Origin of the sequence: Deinococcus metallilatus (genome assembly GCF_004758605.1) — a bacterium.
Classification (GTDB): domain Bacteria; phylum Deinococcota; class Deinococci; order Deinococcales; family Deinococcaceae; genus Deinococcus; species Deinococcus metallilatus.
In genome coordinates, this window is the sequence record NZ_CP038512.1 from 794,424 (window position 1) to 808,454 (window position 14,031).

The window sequence follows — 14,031 nt, forward strand, 5'->3', positions numbered from 1 at the left end:
CCCATTCTACTGTGGGCGTAACGGGCGACCCGGAGAGGAGCCGGGCTGACCACAGAGCGCCGGGAGGAAGGGCCTCCCCGCCCGCGCTCAGGGGTTGATGATCCCGTCCGGCGTGATCAGTCGCTCCCTGATCGGGGTGCCGAGGGTCTGCGCGGAGACATTCGGGATGGTGTAGGGATCGGCGGCGGCGTAGTTCACGGTGTAGCCCAGGTCGGCCAGGGCGCCCAGCGTGATCCGGCTCAGGGGCATCCCACTGCGGCTGGTAAAGCCGGTCATCAGTTCCCGCTGGAATACCGACTCTTTCCAGTGGCTGCACTGGGTGCCCTCGCCGTACTGGTCCTCGACTGGCACGCCCGCGGCCTGGCCCCCCAGGTTCCTGTACTCGCGCAGGGCCGCCGCGCCGCCGTACTGCACCCGGGTCGCGTCGGTGCAGATCGGGGCGTTGGCGTTCAGGAACCGGTCCCACAGCGTCCCGATGCCCAGCACGTGGCCCATCTCGTGCAGGATCACGCCCTGGAGCGTGCCGGACGCTTCCATGCTGGCCAGGTCGGCGGTGTCGAACTCCATCTCGCCCCAGAGCGGGAGCGTGCCGCCGCTGCGGACCTGCCGGGGTCCCGCCTGGCCCAGCACCTCGCCGGGGCCGTCGATGCTGATGCCGCTGGCGACGATCAGCACGTCGTCCACCGTGACCGTCTCGCCGGTCGAGATACGTACGTTCGGCACGTCGGGCAGCCCGGCCGAGATCACCTGGGACCAGCGGGCGGCCGCACTGGTGAAGGCGGCCTTCTGGGCCGAGGTGAGCTTGCTGTCTGCCGGAAAGATCACCGTGATGTTGAAGGGATCAGCGGTGGTCGCGGCGCCGGTGACGGTCGCCGTCAGGCTGGCCTTTTTGCCGGGGTCCTGAACGCTGGCCGCCGTGATGGTGGCGCTGCCCGCCGCAACGCCGGTGACGCGGCCGCCGCCGTCCACCGCCGCGACCCCGGGATTGCTGCTGCTCCAGGTCACGGCCGGGTTGACGCTGCCGCTGCCCTGCACGCTGGCGGTCAGCGTCTGGCTGCTGCCGCTGCTCAGGTTCAGGCTGCCGCTGCTGAGGGTGACGCCGGTGACCGTGGACTGCGCGAGGGAAGGATTGTCGTTGCCGCCCGTGCCGCAGGCCACCAGGCCGAGAGTCAGGACAAGGGCGAGGCCAAAGGCGTTCTTCGCGTTCTGCATGCGTCTCCCGGGGCACAGAGGAAAGAGATTTCCAGTTGGTGGAAAGCGATCTTTTATCTGGCAAAGCTATTGCGTCGGCGGAATTGTCTTTGCGGGAGATTCTGACATTGCAGGGGATTGTCAAAAAGAATGGGGCTTTCAATGCCGGAAAATCCAGTTTTCTACAACGGGAAAGCGAAATAGTTCATATCTGCGAACCCACGTCCTTTCCTGAAAGCTGACAGGTGGCTTTCCAGGCCGCCAGCTTCAGGCCCCGACCTTGCCCCGCGACTCGACCACGTCCGCGAGCGTCCGGGCGACCTCGTGAATCTCGGCCTCGTCCGGTCCCTCGACCATCACGCGGATCAGATTCTCGGTGCCGCTGGGGCGCAGGTTCACGCGGCCCCTGCCGCTCAGGCGGCTCTCGGCGGCGCTGACGGCCAGTTGGACGGCGGCGTCGCGGGCAATCGATTTTTTGTCGGCCACGCGGACGTTCACCAGGGTCTGCGGGAACATCACCAGTTCGTCGTACAGCTCGTCCAGGGTGGTGCCGAGCTGCTTCATCGCGCGCAGGGTCAGCAGGGCGCTCAGCACACCGTCCCCAGTGGGCGAGACATCGAGAAAGAGGACGTGGCCGCTCTGCTCGCCGCCCAGCGTGAGGCCCTGCTGGTGCAGCCGCTCATGCACGTAGCGGTCACCGACGGCGGTGCGCTCCAGCGGAATTCCCGCCTCCCGCAGCTTCACCTCCAGGGCCATGTTCGACATGATGGTCGCCACCACGGCCCGGTCCCCCCGGGCGCGGGCATTCAGCAGCAGCATGTGGTCGCCGTGGACCACGTTCCCGCGCGAGTCCACGAAGAGGGCGCGGTCGGCGTCCCCGTCGAAGGCCACGCCCAGGTCGTAGTCGCCCCCCCGCACCAGGCGCTGAAGGTGGTCCAGGTGGGTGCTGCCGCAGCCCCGGTTGATGTTGCGCCCGTCCGGCGTGGTGTACACGGCAAACACGTCCGCGCCCGCCGCCTGGAAGACCTTGGGGCCGACCCGGTACGCCGCGCCGTTCGCGCAGTCCATCGCCACCCGGAGCCCGCTCAGGTCGGGCGCGTGTTCCAGCAGGAAGTTGATGTAGAGCCGCTCGGCCTCGGTGTAGTTCGTCACCGATCCCAGGTTCACGCCCGTCACCGGGGCGAAGTCGGGTACCTCATCGATCGCGGCCTCGATCTCCAGCTCGGTCGCGTCGCTGAGCTTCTGCCCGTCGCGCCCGAAGAACTTGATGCCGTTGTCCTGGTAGGGATTGTGTGAGGCACTGATCACCACCCCGGCGTCCGCCCCCAGGTGCCGGGTCAGGTAGCTGACGCCGGGGGTGGGCAGCACGCCCACGTGAATCACCGTGACCCCCCGGCTGGTCAGCCCCGCCGCGAGGGCCGCTTCCAGCATGTCGCCGCTCTGGCGGGTGTCCTTGCCGATCACCACGCTGGGCCGCTCATGCTGCCGTTTCAGGACCTCGCCCGCCGCCGCGCCCAGGTTCATCACCCACGCCGCCGTCAGCGGAAACTCGCCCGCCACCGCGCGGACGCCGTCTGTCCCGAAATACTTCCGTTCGTTCATGATGGCCCATCATACGCGCGGACCGGCGATGAACCTGCCGCTTTTGCCGCAGGCCGGGAACCCGGGCCGCCCGGTCCACGTACCCTGGGACATGAGCGGATTTTCGGGCGGTTCCTTCTCGTTCGGTCACAGCCACAGTCGCGGCCACGGGCGGTACGGCTACCGGGGCCACAGCCACAGCAGCGGGCACGGCGCGGGCTTTCTGGGATTGGGTCACAGCCACAGCAACGGCCACCGGGGGCATTACGGGCGCGGCGGGCATTACCGGCAGGTGGTGCACCGCCGCCGGGGCTGCGGCTGCCTGGGGATGTTCCTGATCGGCGCGGCCCTGGCGGGCGGCTCGGTCACCGGGTTGCTGTCGCTGCTCGCTTGAGTCTGCTCGGGGACTGGCGGGAGGCGCTGAGCGGGCGCGGTCCCGCCCTGTCTTCCCGCGTCTGGCCGCGTGACCTCCGCGCCGCCTTTCCCGGCCCGCGCCGCCGCGTGGAGGCGTGGGTGGGGGAGGGGGCGGCCTTTGCCCGCTACGCGACGCCGCACGGTCCCCTGTTCCTGAAGTACCTCCCGGCGGGCTGGGGGGACGAGCGGGCCTTTCGCCGTCTCGCGCGGGAGGTGGCCTATCTGCGCAGCCTCGCGCCGCTGTCCCCGGTGCCGCACGCGCCGCTGCTCCACGCGGCCCTTGATCCGGCCCAGTTGCGCGGTCACCTCGTCACGCGCGACCTGACGGACGAGACGACCGGCTGGGGAGCCTTTCAGACGGACGCCGGGCGTGAGGCGGCGTTGCTGGAGGTCGCGCGTCTGCTCGCCCGGCACCACGCCTTCTGGCACAGCCGCACGGAACTGGTGGGCGAGTGGGGCTGGGACGCGGCGGAGGCGGTTCGGCGGGCGTGGCACACGGCGGCGTCTCTCGCGCCCGATTGGACCTCGGCGGAGGTGCAGGCCGTGCAGGAGGCCGCCCACGCGCTTCCCGCCTTGCTGGAGCGGGCGCCGGGCATGACGCTGGCGCACGGGGACATTCACGCCGGGCAGGTGCTGTGGCCGCTGGGGGGAGGCCGGCCCATCCTGATCGACTACGGTCAGGCGCACGCCGCGCCGCTGGGAGAAGACCTCGCCCACCTGCTGCACGTGCGCCTGGACGTGTCTGACCGCGCCCGCCTCGGCCCCGGGCTGCGGGAAGCCTATCGGGCCGAACTGGCCGCGCACGGTCATGCCCTCACGCCCGCCCAGCTCGCCGCCGAGGAACGCGCGGGCCTGGCCCTGAACGTGCTGACCACCGCGCGGCAGGCCCGGCGGGAGGACGGGAGCGGCGTGCGGGAGGCGCTGCGGCGGGTGGCGGAGGGGTGGCACGAGGGGCTGTAATCTCTCCGGCGCCCCCGCTACTTCAGGTCGAGAAAGGTCCGGTAGCGGTTGAGTTCGGCCTCCACCCCTTTCTTCAGCGCCGCCGTTTCACGCACGCCGGGGATGAACTGCACGTCCGCTCGCAACTCGCCGCCCTCCACCTTCAGATTTGCCCACCCCACCGCCCGCTCGGCCTGAAAGACTGGCAGCGCGTAATAACCGAATTCCCGCTTCTCGGCGGGCGTGTACGCTTCCAGCCGGTACGTCCAGCCGTGCAGGTGGGTAAAGCGGCGGCGGTCCCACACCAGGGGATCAAAGGGGCCGACGATCCGCACGCCGCGCGGGCCAGGCAGGGCCTCCGCGTCCCATTCGGCAGGCCACACGTAGCGGACGCCGTCCACCTTTGTGCCCGTCAGTTCCTCCCGCACCGCCGTCCGGTACGCCCCGCGCAACTCGCCGTGCAGGTGCGGCAGCCCGAAGCGCGAGAGGCCGACGAGGTAGCCCAGGCTCGCTTCCGGCAACGGCCCGTACAGCGCGGCCAGCAGATGCACCGCGCCGCGCACGCGCTCCGGTGTGGAGAGGGGCAATTCCCGTAAGGCGTCCAGATGCGGGGCCGGGCCGTACAGCCGCACGCCGCCTGCGCGCCGCGTCACCCGCACCTCGCCCCGGCGGTGCAGCGCGTCCAGTGCGCGCGTCGTGGCCGCCGACTGCCCGCCCCAGGCGTTCACCACGCGGCCCCGCCCGACCGCCGCCGCCACCTCGCGCGGGTGGACCTCGTCCCGTTCCCGCACCAGCGCGCGCACCTCGGCCAGCAGGTCGGGGTGTTCGCGTTCGATCCGCGTCTCGCCCACTTCGCGCGGATGCAGGAGCGCCTGCACATCCCGCGTCACGAAGCCGTAGTTCGGCAGCATGTCCTCCTCGGCGTCGAGTGTGGGATAAAGGCGCTCCAGATCGCCCGCCCGGTAGCCCCGCACCCGCTGAAAGAGGGTGAGGTCCTGTGCCCGCGCCGGGGCCCGGATCGGGTCGGCCTGCACGAAGCCCATAAGGTCCAGTGCGCCCTGAAGGGAACGCTGCCGTTCCAGGGTGCGGAACGCGAAGGCCCGCAGGGCGGCGGGCGTGAGGGGGGTGGCGTGGTCGGGCATGGGGGGAGGGTAGCGTGAGGGAGGGGGCCCGTTTGGAGCGGGCCGAACGAGGTTCTGCGGCAGGTGCGCTGACAGCCAAAATTCACTTCAATACACTGCTCGCAAGACCTGCCAATTCCCTCGGACCATCGCCGCCACAGCCAAAGACAAGACTTCTGCGGTCGTGGATATGGTCCAGCGGGCCATCAACGACCATGCACAGAGCGGTTGGGAGTTTTACCGCTCGGATACTTACGGCGTGGCCGTCGCGCCGGGCTGTCTCGGAGCGTTGTTTGCGGCAAAACATGAATATACGCAGTACGGCGTCCTGACCTTTCGCCGCCCTTCAGCCTGACGTGAGGTCCATGCTCGGCACCCCGGGCGACACCCAGGGATTCCCCCGCAGCAGGAACCGCCAGGGCAGATTGCGCCCTTCCTTGATGCCGATACGGGCGGTGACCGTCACCAGGTCGTCGGGCAGGGGCGCGGTGGGCGGGAGCAGATGTAGCGCCGGACTGTCCACCCGCCTGCCCGTCACCTCTGCCGGGTTCAGGCCCAGGGCGTAGACGAGCTTGGCGGGGCCGCTGGTGAGGTCACGCTGGCGGGTGACGGGTCGGTGGGTAAGCATGGTGCCCAGACCGGTCAGGGGTTCCAGCGCGCGGATCAGGATGCTGGCCGCGATGCCCTCCTCCCGGCAGGCCACCTGAAGGAGTGGGTGCCCGTGCGCCATCCAGAACAGCCAGTGGCCCGCTGGAATCGCCATCTCTGCGCTGCGGACAGCATGAAAGCGTCCAGCGGCACAGGCCGGATCGCGCGGGCAGTCGTAGGCTTCGACCTCCACCACCCGGCCCGACAGCACCTCGCCGCCGGGAAGGACATGCACCAGAGTGCCGCCGAGAACTTCGCGGGCCACGCGCACCGGGTCGCGGTTGAAAAAGGCTGGAGGAAGGGGAGAGGACATTCTCCCCGACAGGCTAGCGTCACCGCCACTCCGGGGTGTTACTGGGCCGGGTAGAGCCTCCTGGGCGGAGTGCGGTTCCCACCCGCAGCAGGAGTGGCAGCTTGCCCGTTCCGTATCGAGGCCCTCCTCCCTGCATCCCCGGATCGCTGTTCCTCCACTCACGGCCTGTTGCCCCGGCAGGGTTCACACCACGGAAAATGAAGAGGGCTTTATGCTTCTCACCGATGCGGCGGCTGTCCCTGATGCTGACCTGGCTGGTCCTGTTGTGTTTCGCCCTGTCTTCCCCGGCGCGGGCGGGCAATCTGACGCTGGTGTATCACCAGATCGGCCTTCGGGGGGGCGTGACGCTGGGGGTGCAGGCCGACACCCTGCGGCGGCGTGTGCTGGAGCTGCGGGCGCGCGGATACATCTTCGTGACCAGCAGCGAGATTCTGTCGTACCCCCGCAGCGTGAAGACCGCCACCTTCCGCTTCGACGACGGCTTCGAGAGCGTCTATCAGGTGGCGTTTCCGGCCCTGCGCGAGCTGGGCGTGCGCGCCACCGTCTACCCGATTCTGGACCAGATCGGCCAGCCCGGCCACATGACGCAGGCGCAACTGGACGAGCTGCGCGCCGCCGGATGGGAGATCGGCTCGCACACCCGCACGCACGCGGCGCTGATCGACCTGGCCCCGCGCCGCCTCGCCTGGGAACTCGATCCGGGGGACGCCGCCCTGCCCTGCGTGGCCTACCCCTTTTATCTGCAAGATGCGCGGGTGCGGCGGGCGGCCCGGCACACCTTCGCCTGTGGGGCCGGAGGCGCGTTCGGGGTGCGGGGCGAACAGTACGCGCTGCCTGGGCCGCTGGCCTCGCCCTGGGACGACTGGCTGCTCCCGCTGCGGGCCGCTGCGGGCCTGGACCTGCGGCTGCCGGTCCTGCTGGGCCTGGGCGGAAATGTCCTGCTGGATGGGCCGGACGCGGTGCAGGCCGCCCCTCCGCTGTGGAATCCGGCCGCCTTCGAGCTGGTCGGGTCGGGGGCGCTGGGCTTCAGTTGGCAGGACGGTGTGCGCGACACGCGGCTGCTGGTCCGGCAGCGCGACCTCATGTTGGGCCTGAACTTCCTGCGGGGCCGGGAAACGTACAGCGGCGCAACCCTGGCCTACAACCTCGCCCCGGTCACGCTGGCGGTGGGGTACGGTACGCGCGGTCCGGTCGCGGGCGTGTCCGTCGCGCTGGGCGGGTACGGCGAGGTGTGGGGACGGTACCTGGACGGTGCGTCAGCGGTCGGTGCCGAACTGATTCCCGTGAACTACCTGCGGCTCAAGGCAGAGTACGCCCTGTCCCCGGCCGCCGCCTTCCGGGGGGAAGCGCAGTACGCCCTGCCCCTGCTGCCCGGCGAGGGCCGCCCCGTGCGCGTGCTGCTGGGTTATGACCGGGGCTGGTACGCGGGCGGGACCGTCCGGCTGGGCGCCCACTCCGCCACCCTCACTTCCCGGCTGGACCGCCTGAGCTTCGGCGTGCGGGTGCAGACGTTGTGGTGAGGTCGGTCAAGAGAGACGCCAACGGGCGTTCAGAGCGCAAAGCCTGGCGAGGCTCGCGCCCGGAGTCAGACTTTCGGTTTCCAGAAAATGAGCATGAGGAGCGCGACGATGAACAGGACGGGCGGTCCCACGTCCAAAGCACTGAGGCTGCGACCGTCGAGGAGGGCAAAGGTGAGGCGAGCCGCCGACTGCGCCAGTTGTGGCGCGATCAGAACCACCGTGTAGAGCAGGGGCATGTGAAGATGTCCGCTCCGGCGAGAATGCCACAGCAGCCACCAGCCATACAGGATGGGGGCGCGAGGGTCAGCGCCATGAAGAGGAATCTCAGGGCCTCATGCCCGGGCTGGAAAACCAGCGAGGCCACCAGGAACAGCCCGGCAAAGGTCATGAGGACCAGCAGCAGGACAGGCGTACTGATGCTGGGCGGCGGGCCTCTCCGTTCGTCCGTGTCCAGGGCGCTACCCAGGCGGTCTTCCTGCATAGGCCTCAGCCTACAGCCCCGGCCCCCAGCAACCCTCCCTCGTAAATCCGCCGGATCGTCGCCTCGATGTCCGGCTCGCGCACGGTCACGTCACGCACCGGGGCGCGGGCGGTGACGAGGGTGATGGGCCGCGCCGCCGCGCCCGTGAAGGCGTAGGTGACGCGCGGGCCTTCGGCGCTCAGCAGGACCAGGCCGGGCACCCGGGGGTCGGCGGGCGGGGCCTCGAAGTCCACCACCAGTTCCCGCGCGCTCCCGAAGCGGGCCTGCAACTCGGGCAGGTTGCCGTCGTACAGCAGCGCCCCGTGGTCGATGATCATCACCCGCCGGGTCAGGCGTTCCACATCCGTCAGGTCGTGCGTGGTGAGCAGCACCGTCGCGCCCCGCTCGCGGTTGACGTGTGCCACGAACGCGCGGATACGTTCCTTGGCGACCACGTCCAGCCCCACCGTCGGCTCGTCCAGAAAGAGCAGCTCCGGGTCGTGCAGCAGCGCCGCCGCCAGGTCCGCCCGCATCCGTTGCCCCAGCGACAGGGAGCGGGCGGGTGTCCCCAGGAACGGCCCCAGGTCCAGCAGGTCCGTGAACGCCTTCAGGTTCTCGCGGAAGCGCCCGGGCGGCACCCGGTATACGTCCCGCAGCAGGTCCAGCGAATCACGCACCGGCAAATCCCACCACAGCGTCGTCCGCTGACCGAACACCGCCCCCAGCCTGGAGACGTGCCGCCGCCGGTCGCGCCAGGGTACCAGTCCCCCCACCTCCACCCGCCCGGCGGTCGGCACCAGCAGTCCCGTCAGCATCTTGATGGTCGTGCTCTTGCCCGCGCCGTTCGGCCCCAGGTAGCCCACTACCTCGCCCGCTTCGATCCGGAAACTCACGTCCCGCACGGCCTCCACCGTGCGCCGCTGGCCGCGCAGCAGGCCGCCCGAGCGGGTCTGGAAGGACTTGTGGAGGTGTTCGACTTCGATCATGGAGGCTCCTTCGGAGGGGCGTGTGGCTTGTCGCTTGTGGCTTGTGGAGGGAGGAGACCTTACGGGACGGTGGCAGACACGCTCTACAAGCCACGCGCCACACGCTACGAGCCAGTCCCGTGATACTGCCGCACCCCCACCCGCCAGAACGCGAAGGCCGCCGCGAGCATCAGCGGGCCGACGATGGGGGAGAGGTAGGCCGCCCAGCCCGGCAACCCGTCCGGCAGGGGCCTGCCCAGGAGGTGCAGCACGGGAAAGTAACTCAGGAACGCGGCGGGAATCAGGTACGTGAAGGTCTTGCGGAGCCACTCGGCGTAGATGCTCATGGGATAGGAGATCAGCGTGCGCCCGCCGTAGGTCATCACGTTCATCGCCTCGACGCTCTCCACCGTCCAGAAGGTGAGGGTGCCGCCCACCACGAACAGCCCGCCGAAAAAGGCGATCATGCCCAGAACGCTCCCGGCCAGCAGCAGCACGTCCCCCGCGCTCCACGCCACATCCACCTGCGAGACGCCGTACAGGGCAATCCCAGCGGCGAGGGCCACGCGCGTCAGGCGGCGCAGAGCGAAGTCCGAGCCGAACACCTGCACGGGCAGCGGCACCGGCCGCAGCAGGAAGGTGCTGAAACTGCCGGTACGGACGTGCGCGCTGAGGTTGGGGGCGTCGAAGCCCCCGAACAGGAAATCCATCAGCACGAACGCGAGTTCCGCCAGGCCGTACAGCAGCGCCACCTCGCCCAGCGTCCACCCGGTCAGGCCGCCGAAGCGCGGCAGCACCAGCGCAAAGGCCGAGAACTCCGCCCCGGTCACCAGCGCCGCCGCCAGGGCGTCCAGCACAAAGGCCGTGGGATAGGCGAGCTGCGAGCGGACCTGTGCCCCCAGCAGGCGGAAATACAGACGCAGAAGGTGCAAAGCGGAAGGCAGCAGGCCCCCGTTTGCTGGCGGCAGACCGCTGAAAGCTGACCGCCTAGCCACCCGCCACCTCCAGCCGCCGCAACCCCCGCGCCAGCACGAACTGTGCCAGCCCCAGCAGCACCACCGTCCACGCGGCCTGCACACCCAGCACGCGCAGGGCCGCCGCGCCGCTCACGTGGCCCAGCCACACCTCGACGGTGGAGTTCATCATGCTGGGAAAGGGTGTCCAGGCGAGGAGGGTCTGGAACCACGCCGGGAAAAAGGCCAGCGGCATCAGGAACCCGCAGGCCAGGCCCATCAGCGCCCAGGCGAAGCGCCCGATCCCCACCGCGTCCGGCGACCAGAAGGCCGCGCCGTTCACCAGGAACCGGAACGCGAAGCCGCAGGCCCAGGCCAGCCCCGCGCTGAGGACGGTCAGGAGCCAGCCGGACGCGCCCTCCGGCCAGTTCAGGCCCCAGAGCGCGGCGTACAGCGCCAGAATCGTCACGCCGCGCAGCAAGAACTGCGCCGCCGCCCGGCCCGCGTCCTGGGCCATCCAAAACCCCAGGAAACTGTGCGGGCGCAGCAGTTCGGTCACGACCTCGCCCCGGTGGACGGTCCGCATCAGGTCGTACCAGCCGAACAGGCTGAAAGCGGCCAGAAACGCCTGCGTCAGCCCGGTGTACGTGACGGCGTCGGCTGGGGTGAACCCGGCCACCTGCGGTTTCAGGCCGAACAGCGCGAGCAGCACCGCCACCCGCAGCGCCCCAAAAAACAGGTTCGTGAGGAGGCCCCAGAACGTCGCCGCCGGGTACGCGAACTGCCGCCGGAAACTCAGCCGGGCCGCCGCCCCGTACTGCCGGAGACTCAGGCCACCCTCGCGTCTCAGAAGTGCCGCATTCAAGGTCCCTCCCCTTTTCTCCCTCTGCTGAATTCACGGTGCCGAACCGGGAATGGGGAGGATACGCGGGGCGCGGGGGGGCTGCACATACGCCGGATGGCGGAGGCGGGCAGGCCGCAAACGTCAGGGAACCCTCAATGCCCACGCTCCTCCCGCTCACGGCCGCCCCGTAGGCTGGGGTTGAATTTCGGGCTTTACAGGAGGAACTCCCATGATGGACATCTTCAATATGCTCGGCGGGTTGGGTCAGGCCCAGCAGACGGTCGGCAGCCGCCTCGGCACCTCGCCCCAGCAGACCGAGGCCGCGCTGGAGGCCGCCGTTCCGCTGCTGCTCGGCGCGATGACCCGCAACGCCCAGACGCCCGGCGGGGCCGAGGCGCTCTCGGGCGCCCTGGATCAGCACGACGGTCAGGCCCTCGACCTCTTCGGCCAGGGGCAGATGCCCGACATGCAGGAAGGCCAGAAGATTCTGGGTCACGTGTTCGGCAACCAGCAGCAGGCCGCCGCGAACGCCGTCAGCCGCCGCGCGGGCATCGACCCGCAGCTCGCCTTGCAGATCCTCTCGATGGTCGCGCCGCTGGTGCTGGCCTATCTCAGCCGCCGCAGGCAGGGGCAGACACAGGGGCAGGCGGGCGGTCAGTCGGGCGGTCTGGGCGGCATCCTCGGCAGCATTCTGGGCGGGGGCGGCCTGGGGGGGATTCTGGGAGGTCATCCTTCCCAACCCCAGGTGCAGACGCAGGGCGGCAGTCTGGGGGAAGGCCCGGTCATTCCCGGGTACACCCAGCCTCAGAATCAGGGAGATGTGACGGGCGGCTCCGTCCTGCCCGGTTACCCCCAGAACCCGGCGGGACAGCCCGGCCACGCCAGCACGGGACAGATGGGCGGCATGATCGGCACCCTGAACAATGTCCTCGACCGTGACGGCGACGGCAACGCCCTCAATGACCTGATCGGCATGTTCGGCGGCCAGCGGCGGTAGGGAGAGCGTTCAGCGAGAAAGGGAAGGGCTGCCAGTTGTCGGGGCGGCCCTTCCCTCTTTTTTGGCAAAGGGCGGAGGTGAAGCAACAGAGGGTCGCCCCGAACACCGGCTGGGGCCGAAAAGCCGCCGTCCCAGCTTCAGACCGAAATCAGGAGTTCGCCGCTTCACCCACTTCGGGCGCCACTTCCACCTTCTCGCGCGAGTAGGGCTGGTATCCCCTGGGCGTCCCGGTGCGTTCCTCGTGGAACAGGCTGGTCGTGAGGTAGCGGGCGCCGGTATCGACGGCGATGGTCGCCACGCGCTTGCCGGGACCGAGGCGGCGGGCGACTTCCAGCGCGGCCCAGACCATCGCGCCGCTGCTCATGCCCACAAAAATCCCCTCCTCGCGGGCGAGGCGGCGGGCCAGCGGATAGGCGTCCTCTTCCCAGACGGTGACGACCTCGTCGATCACGCTGCGGTCGAGATTTTCGGGGATGAAGCCCGGCCCCATGCCCTGAAAGCCGTGCTCGCCCCGCTCGCCGCCGCTCAGGACGTTGCTGCGGGCGGGTTCCACCGCGACGACCCGGATGTCCGGGTCCTGGCGTTTGAGGTAACGGCCGACACCGCTGATGGTCCCGCCCGTGCCCGTCCCATAGACGAAGGCGTCGATCCGCCCGTCCATCTGCTGCCACAGCTCCGGGCCGGTCGTGCGCTCGTGCATGGCGGGGTTGGCGGGGTTGGTGAACTGGCCCAGCAGCACGGCGCCCTGCTCCCGCGCGATGTGTTCGGCCTCCTCGATGGCGGCCAGCATCCGGCGCTCGGGGTCGGTCAGGACCAGTTCGGCGCCGTAGGCGGTCAGCGTGCGCTTGCGTTCCTCGCTCATCTGGGCGGGCATACACAGGATCAGCCGGTAGCCCCGGGCCGCCGCCACCTGCGCCAGCCCGATCCCGGTGTTGCCGCTGGTCGGCTCCACGATGGTGCCGCCCGGCTTGAGCACGCCCCGCCGCTCGGCGTCCTCGATCAGCCCCAGGGCGGTGCGGTCCTTGATGCTGCCGCCGGGATTCTGGCCTTCGAGCTTCACGAACACGTCCGCCATGTCGGGCGTGACCACCCGCGTGAGCTGCACGAGCGGGGTGTTTCCTACCAGCGCGTCGATCATACTTTGAAGTGTAAAGCGGTGCGGCCTGCCAGACCATGATCGGCCCTAGAATGCGCCCCGTGCGCCTGGCCCTGATCGCCGACATCCATGGGAATGCCGACGCCCTGCGGGCTGTGTTGGCCGACGCGGAAGCGCAGGGCGCCGAGCGCATCGTCGTGAACGGCGACGTGGTGAACCGGGGTCCGGACTCGGCCGAGGCGTTGGCCCTGCTGCTGGAGCGGGATGACGTGGCCTTTACCCTCGGCAACCATGACGACCTGCTGCGGCTGTGGCAAGCCCGCAGCGACACTCTCCCCGCCGACTGGTTCACCGATCCGTTCTGGGGCGCGACCGATTGGAGCGCCGCGCAACTCGACCGCGCGGGCCTGTTGCACGTGCCGCAGGACTGGCCCATGACCCTCACGCTGACCGCGCCTGACCTGCCCGATGTGCTGATCGCCCACGGCACGCCCGCCCACTACCGCGAAAGCCTCAGCGAGCGCACCGACCCCGCGCGGGTGGCGGAACTCGCGGGCCAGGCGGGCGTCCTCGTCGGCTCGCACATCCACCGCCCGGCGCAGGCCACCCGCGCGGGTGTGCTGGTGCTGAATACCGGCGCGGTCGGCGCCCCTGCCAACGGCGACCCGCGCGCCCAGTACCTCCTGCTGACCGCCACGCCCGCCGGATGGGTGCCCGAGTTCCGCGCCGTGCCCTATGACCGTGCGGGCGTCCTGCGCCGGTTTGAAACCAGCGGCCTGCTCAGCACCGGCCTCAGCGCCGAGATCTTCCGCGACGAGGTCCGCACGGCCCGCAGCCTCTACACGCCTTACTGGATGTGGACCGAGGCGCACGGCCACCCCCGCGACGCGCAGACCTGGGCCGCCTTTCAGCGCCAGCAGCTCCTGCCCCGGTCCTGAAAGCCCCGAAAAAACCGCCCGCGCAGGGCGGACGGTTTCGGGGACAGGAGA

General features: G+C 69.9%; 14 protein-coding genes. 5 read left to right on the forward strand and 9 right to left on the reverse strand.

From position 1 onward, the window contains the following. Positions 1-87: 87 nt before the first annotated feature. Both E5F05_RS09770 and glmM read right to left on the reverse strand, forming a co-directional pair. Complete coding sequence (locus E5F05_RS09770) at positions 88-1,212, reverse strand: Ig-like domain-containing protein (RefSeq protein WP_129118435.1); 1,125 nt, start codon at positions 1,210-1,212, stop codon at positions 88-90. Positions 1,213-1,458: 246 nt separating this feature from the next. Next, positions 1,459-2,793 (reverse strand): phosphoglucosamine mutase, encoded by a 1,335-nt coding sequence (gene glmM / locus E5F05_RS09775; protein WP_129118436.1) that lies wholly within the window; start codon positions 2,791-2,793, stop codon positions 1,459-1,461. 91 nt (positions 2,794-2,884) lie between these two features. Between glmM and E5F05_RS09780 the strand changes: the two genes are divergently transcribed. Together E5F05_RS09780 and E5F05_RS09785 are read left to right on the forward strand one after the other, a co-directional pair. Further along, positions 2,885-3,166: a hypothetical protein gene (locus E5F05_RS09780; RefSeq protein ID WP_129118437.1), complete on the forward strand. Its 282-nt coding sequence runs from the start codon at positions 2,885-2,887 to the stop codon at positions 3,164-3,166. Further along, a complete protein-coding gene (locus E5F05_RS09785; protein ID WP_129118438.1) occupies positions 3,163-4,146 on the forward strand; it encodes a phosphotransferase family protein in 984 nt (327 codons plus the stop codon). The genes E5F05_RS09780 and E5F05_RS09785 overlap by 4 nt, the downstream gene beginning before the upstream one ends. A 17-nt stretch (positions 4,147-4,163) precedes the next feature. On the opposite strand, the gene E5F05_RS09790 is transcribed toward E5F05_RS09785, so the two are convergent. Next, positions 4,164-5,267: a DNA glycosylase AlkZ-like family protein gene (locus tag E5F05_RS09790; protein WP_129118439.1), complete on the reverse strand. Its 1,104-nt coding sequence runs from the start codon at positions 5,265-5,267 to the stop codon at positions 4,164-4,166. Between the two features lie 325 nt (positions 5,268-5,592). After that, a complete protein-coding gene (locus E5F05_RS09795; RefSeq protein ID WP_129118440.1) occupies positions 5,593-6,207 on the reverse strand; it encodes a DNA-3-methyladenine glycosylase in 615 nt (204 codons plus the stop codon). A 224-nt stretch (positions 6,208-6,431) separates the two neighbouring features. Between E5F05_RS09795 and E5F05_RS09800 the strand changes: the two genes are divergently transcribed. After that, positions 6,432-7,727, forward strand: a complete 1,296-nt coding sequence (locus E5F05_RS09800; protein ID WP_164973426.1) for a polysaccharide deacetylase family protein — start codon at positions 6,432-6,434, stop codon at positions 7,725-7,727. 65 nt (positions 7,728-7,792) lie between these two features. Here E5F05_RS09800 and E5F05_RS21335 read toward each other — a convergent pair whose 3' ends face one another. From E5F05_RS21335 to E5F05_RS09815, 4 genes are all read right to left on the reverse strand, one after another. Beyond that, positions 7,793-7,963: a hypothetical protein gene (locus E5F05_RS21335; protein WP_164973427.1), complete on the reverse strand. Its 171-nt coding sequence runs from the start codon at positions 7,961-7,963 to the stop codon at positions 7,793-7,795. Positions 7,964-8,213: 250 nt separating this feature from the next. Beyond that, positions 8,214-9,173 (reverse strand): ABC transporter ATP-binding protein, encoded by a 960-nt coding sequence (locus E5F05_RS09805; protein WP_129118442.1) that lies wholly within the window; start codon positions 9,171-9,173, stop codon positions 8,214-8,216. A 104-nt stretch (positions 9,174-9,277) separates the two neighbouring features. Then, positions 9,278-10,084: an ABC transporter permease gene (locus E5F05_RS09810; protein WP_241687115.1), complete on the reverse strand. Its 807-nt coding sequence runs from the start codon at positions 10,082-10,084 to the stop codon at positions 9,278-9,280. A 55-nt stretch (positions 10,085-10,139) separates the two neighbouring features. Then, positions 10,140-10,970 carry an ABC transporter permease gene (locus E5F05_RS09815; protein ID WP_129118443.1) on the reverse strand — a complete coding sequence of 277 codons (831 nt, stop codon included), beginning with the start codon at positions 10,968-10,970 and terminating at the stop codon, positions 10,140-10,142. A gap of 208 nt (positions 10,971-11,178) precedes the next feature. Here E5F05_RS09815 and E5F05_RS09820 point away from each other — a divergent pair, with 208 nt between their 5' ends. After that, entirely contained in the window at positions 11,179-11,946 is a 768-nt protein-coding gene (locus E5F05_RS09820; RefSeq protein ID WP_129118444.1) for a DUF937 domain-containing protein, read from the forward strand. A gap of 148 nt (positions 11,947-12,094) precedes the next feature. Here E5F05_RS09820 and cysK read toward each other — a convergent pair whose 3' ends face one another. Beyond that, positions 12,095-13,084, reverse strand: a complete 990-nt coding sequence (gene cysK, locus E5F05_RS09825; RefSeq protein WP_129118445.1) for a cysteine synthase A — start codon at positions 13,082-13,084, stop codon at positions 12,095-12,097. A 50-nt stretch (positions 13,085-13,134) separates the two neighbouring features. On the opposite strand from cysK, the gene E5F05_RS09830 reads away from it, so the two are divergent. After that, entirely contained in the window at positions 13,135-13,980 is an 846-nt protein-coding gene (locus E5F05_RS09830) for a metallophosphoesterase family protein (RefSeq protein WP_129118559.1), read from the forward strand. The last annotated feature ends 51 nt before the right edge of the window (positions 13,981-14,031 follow it).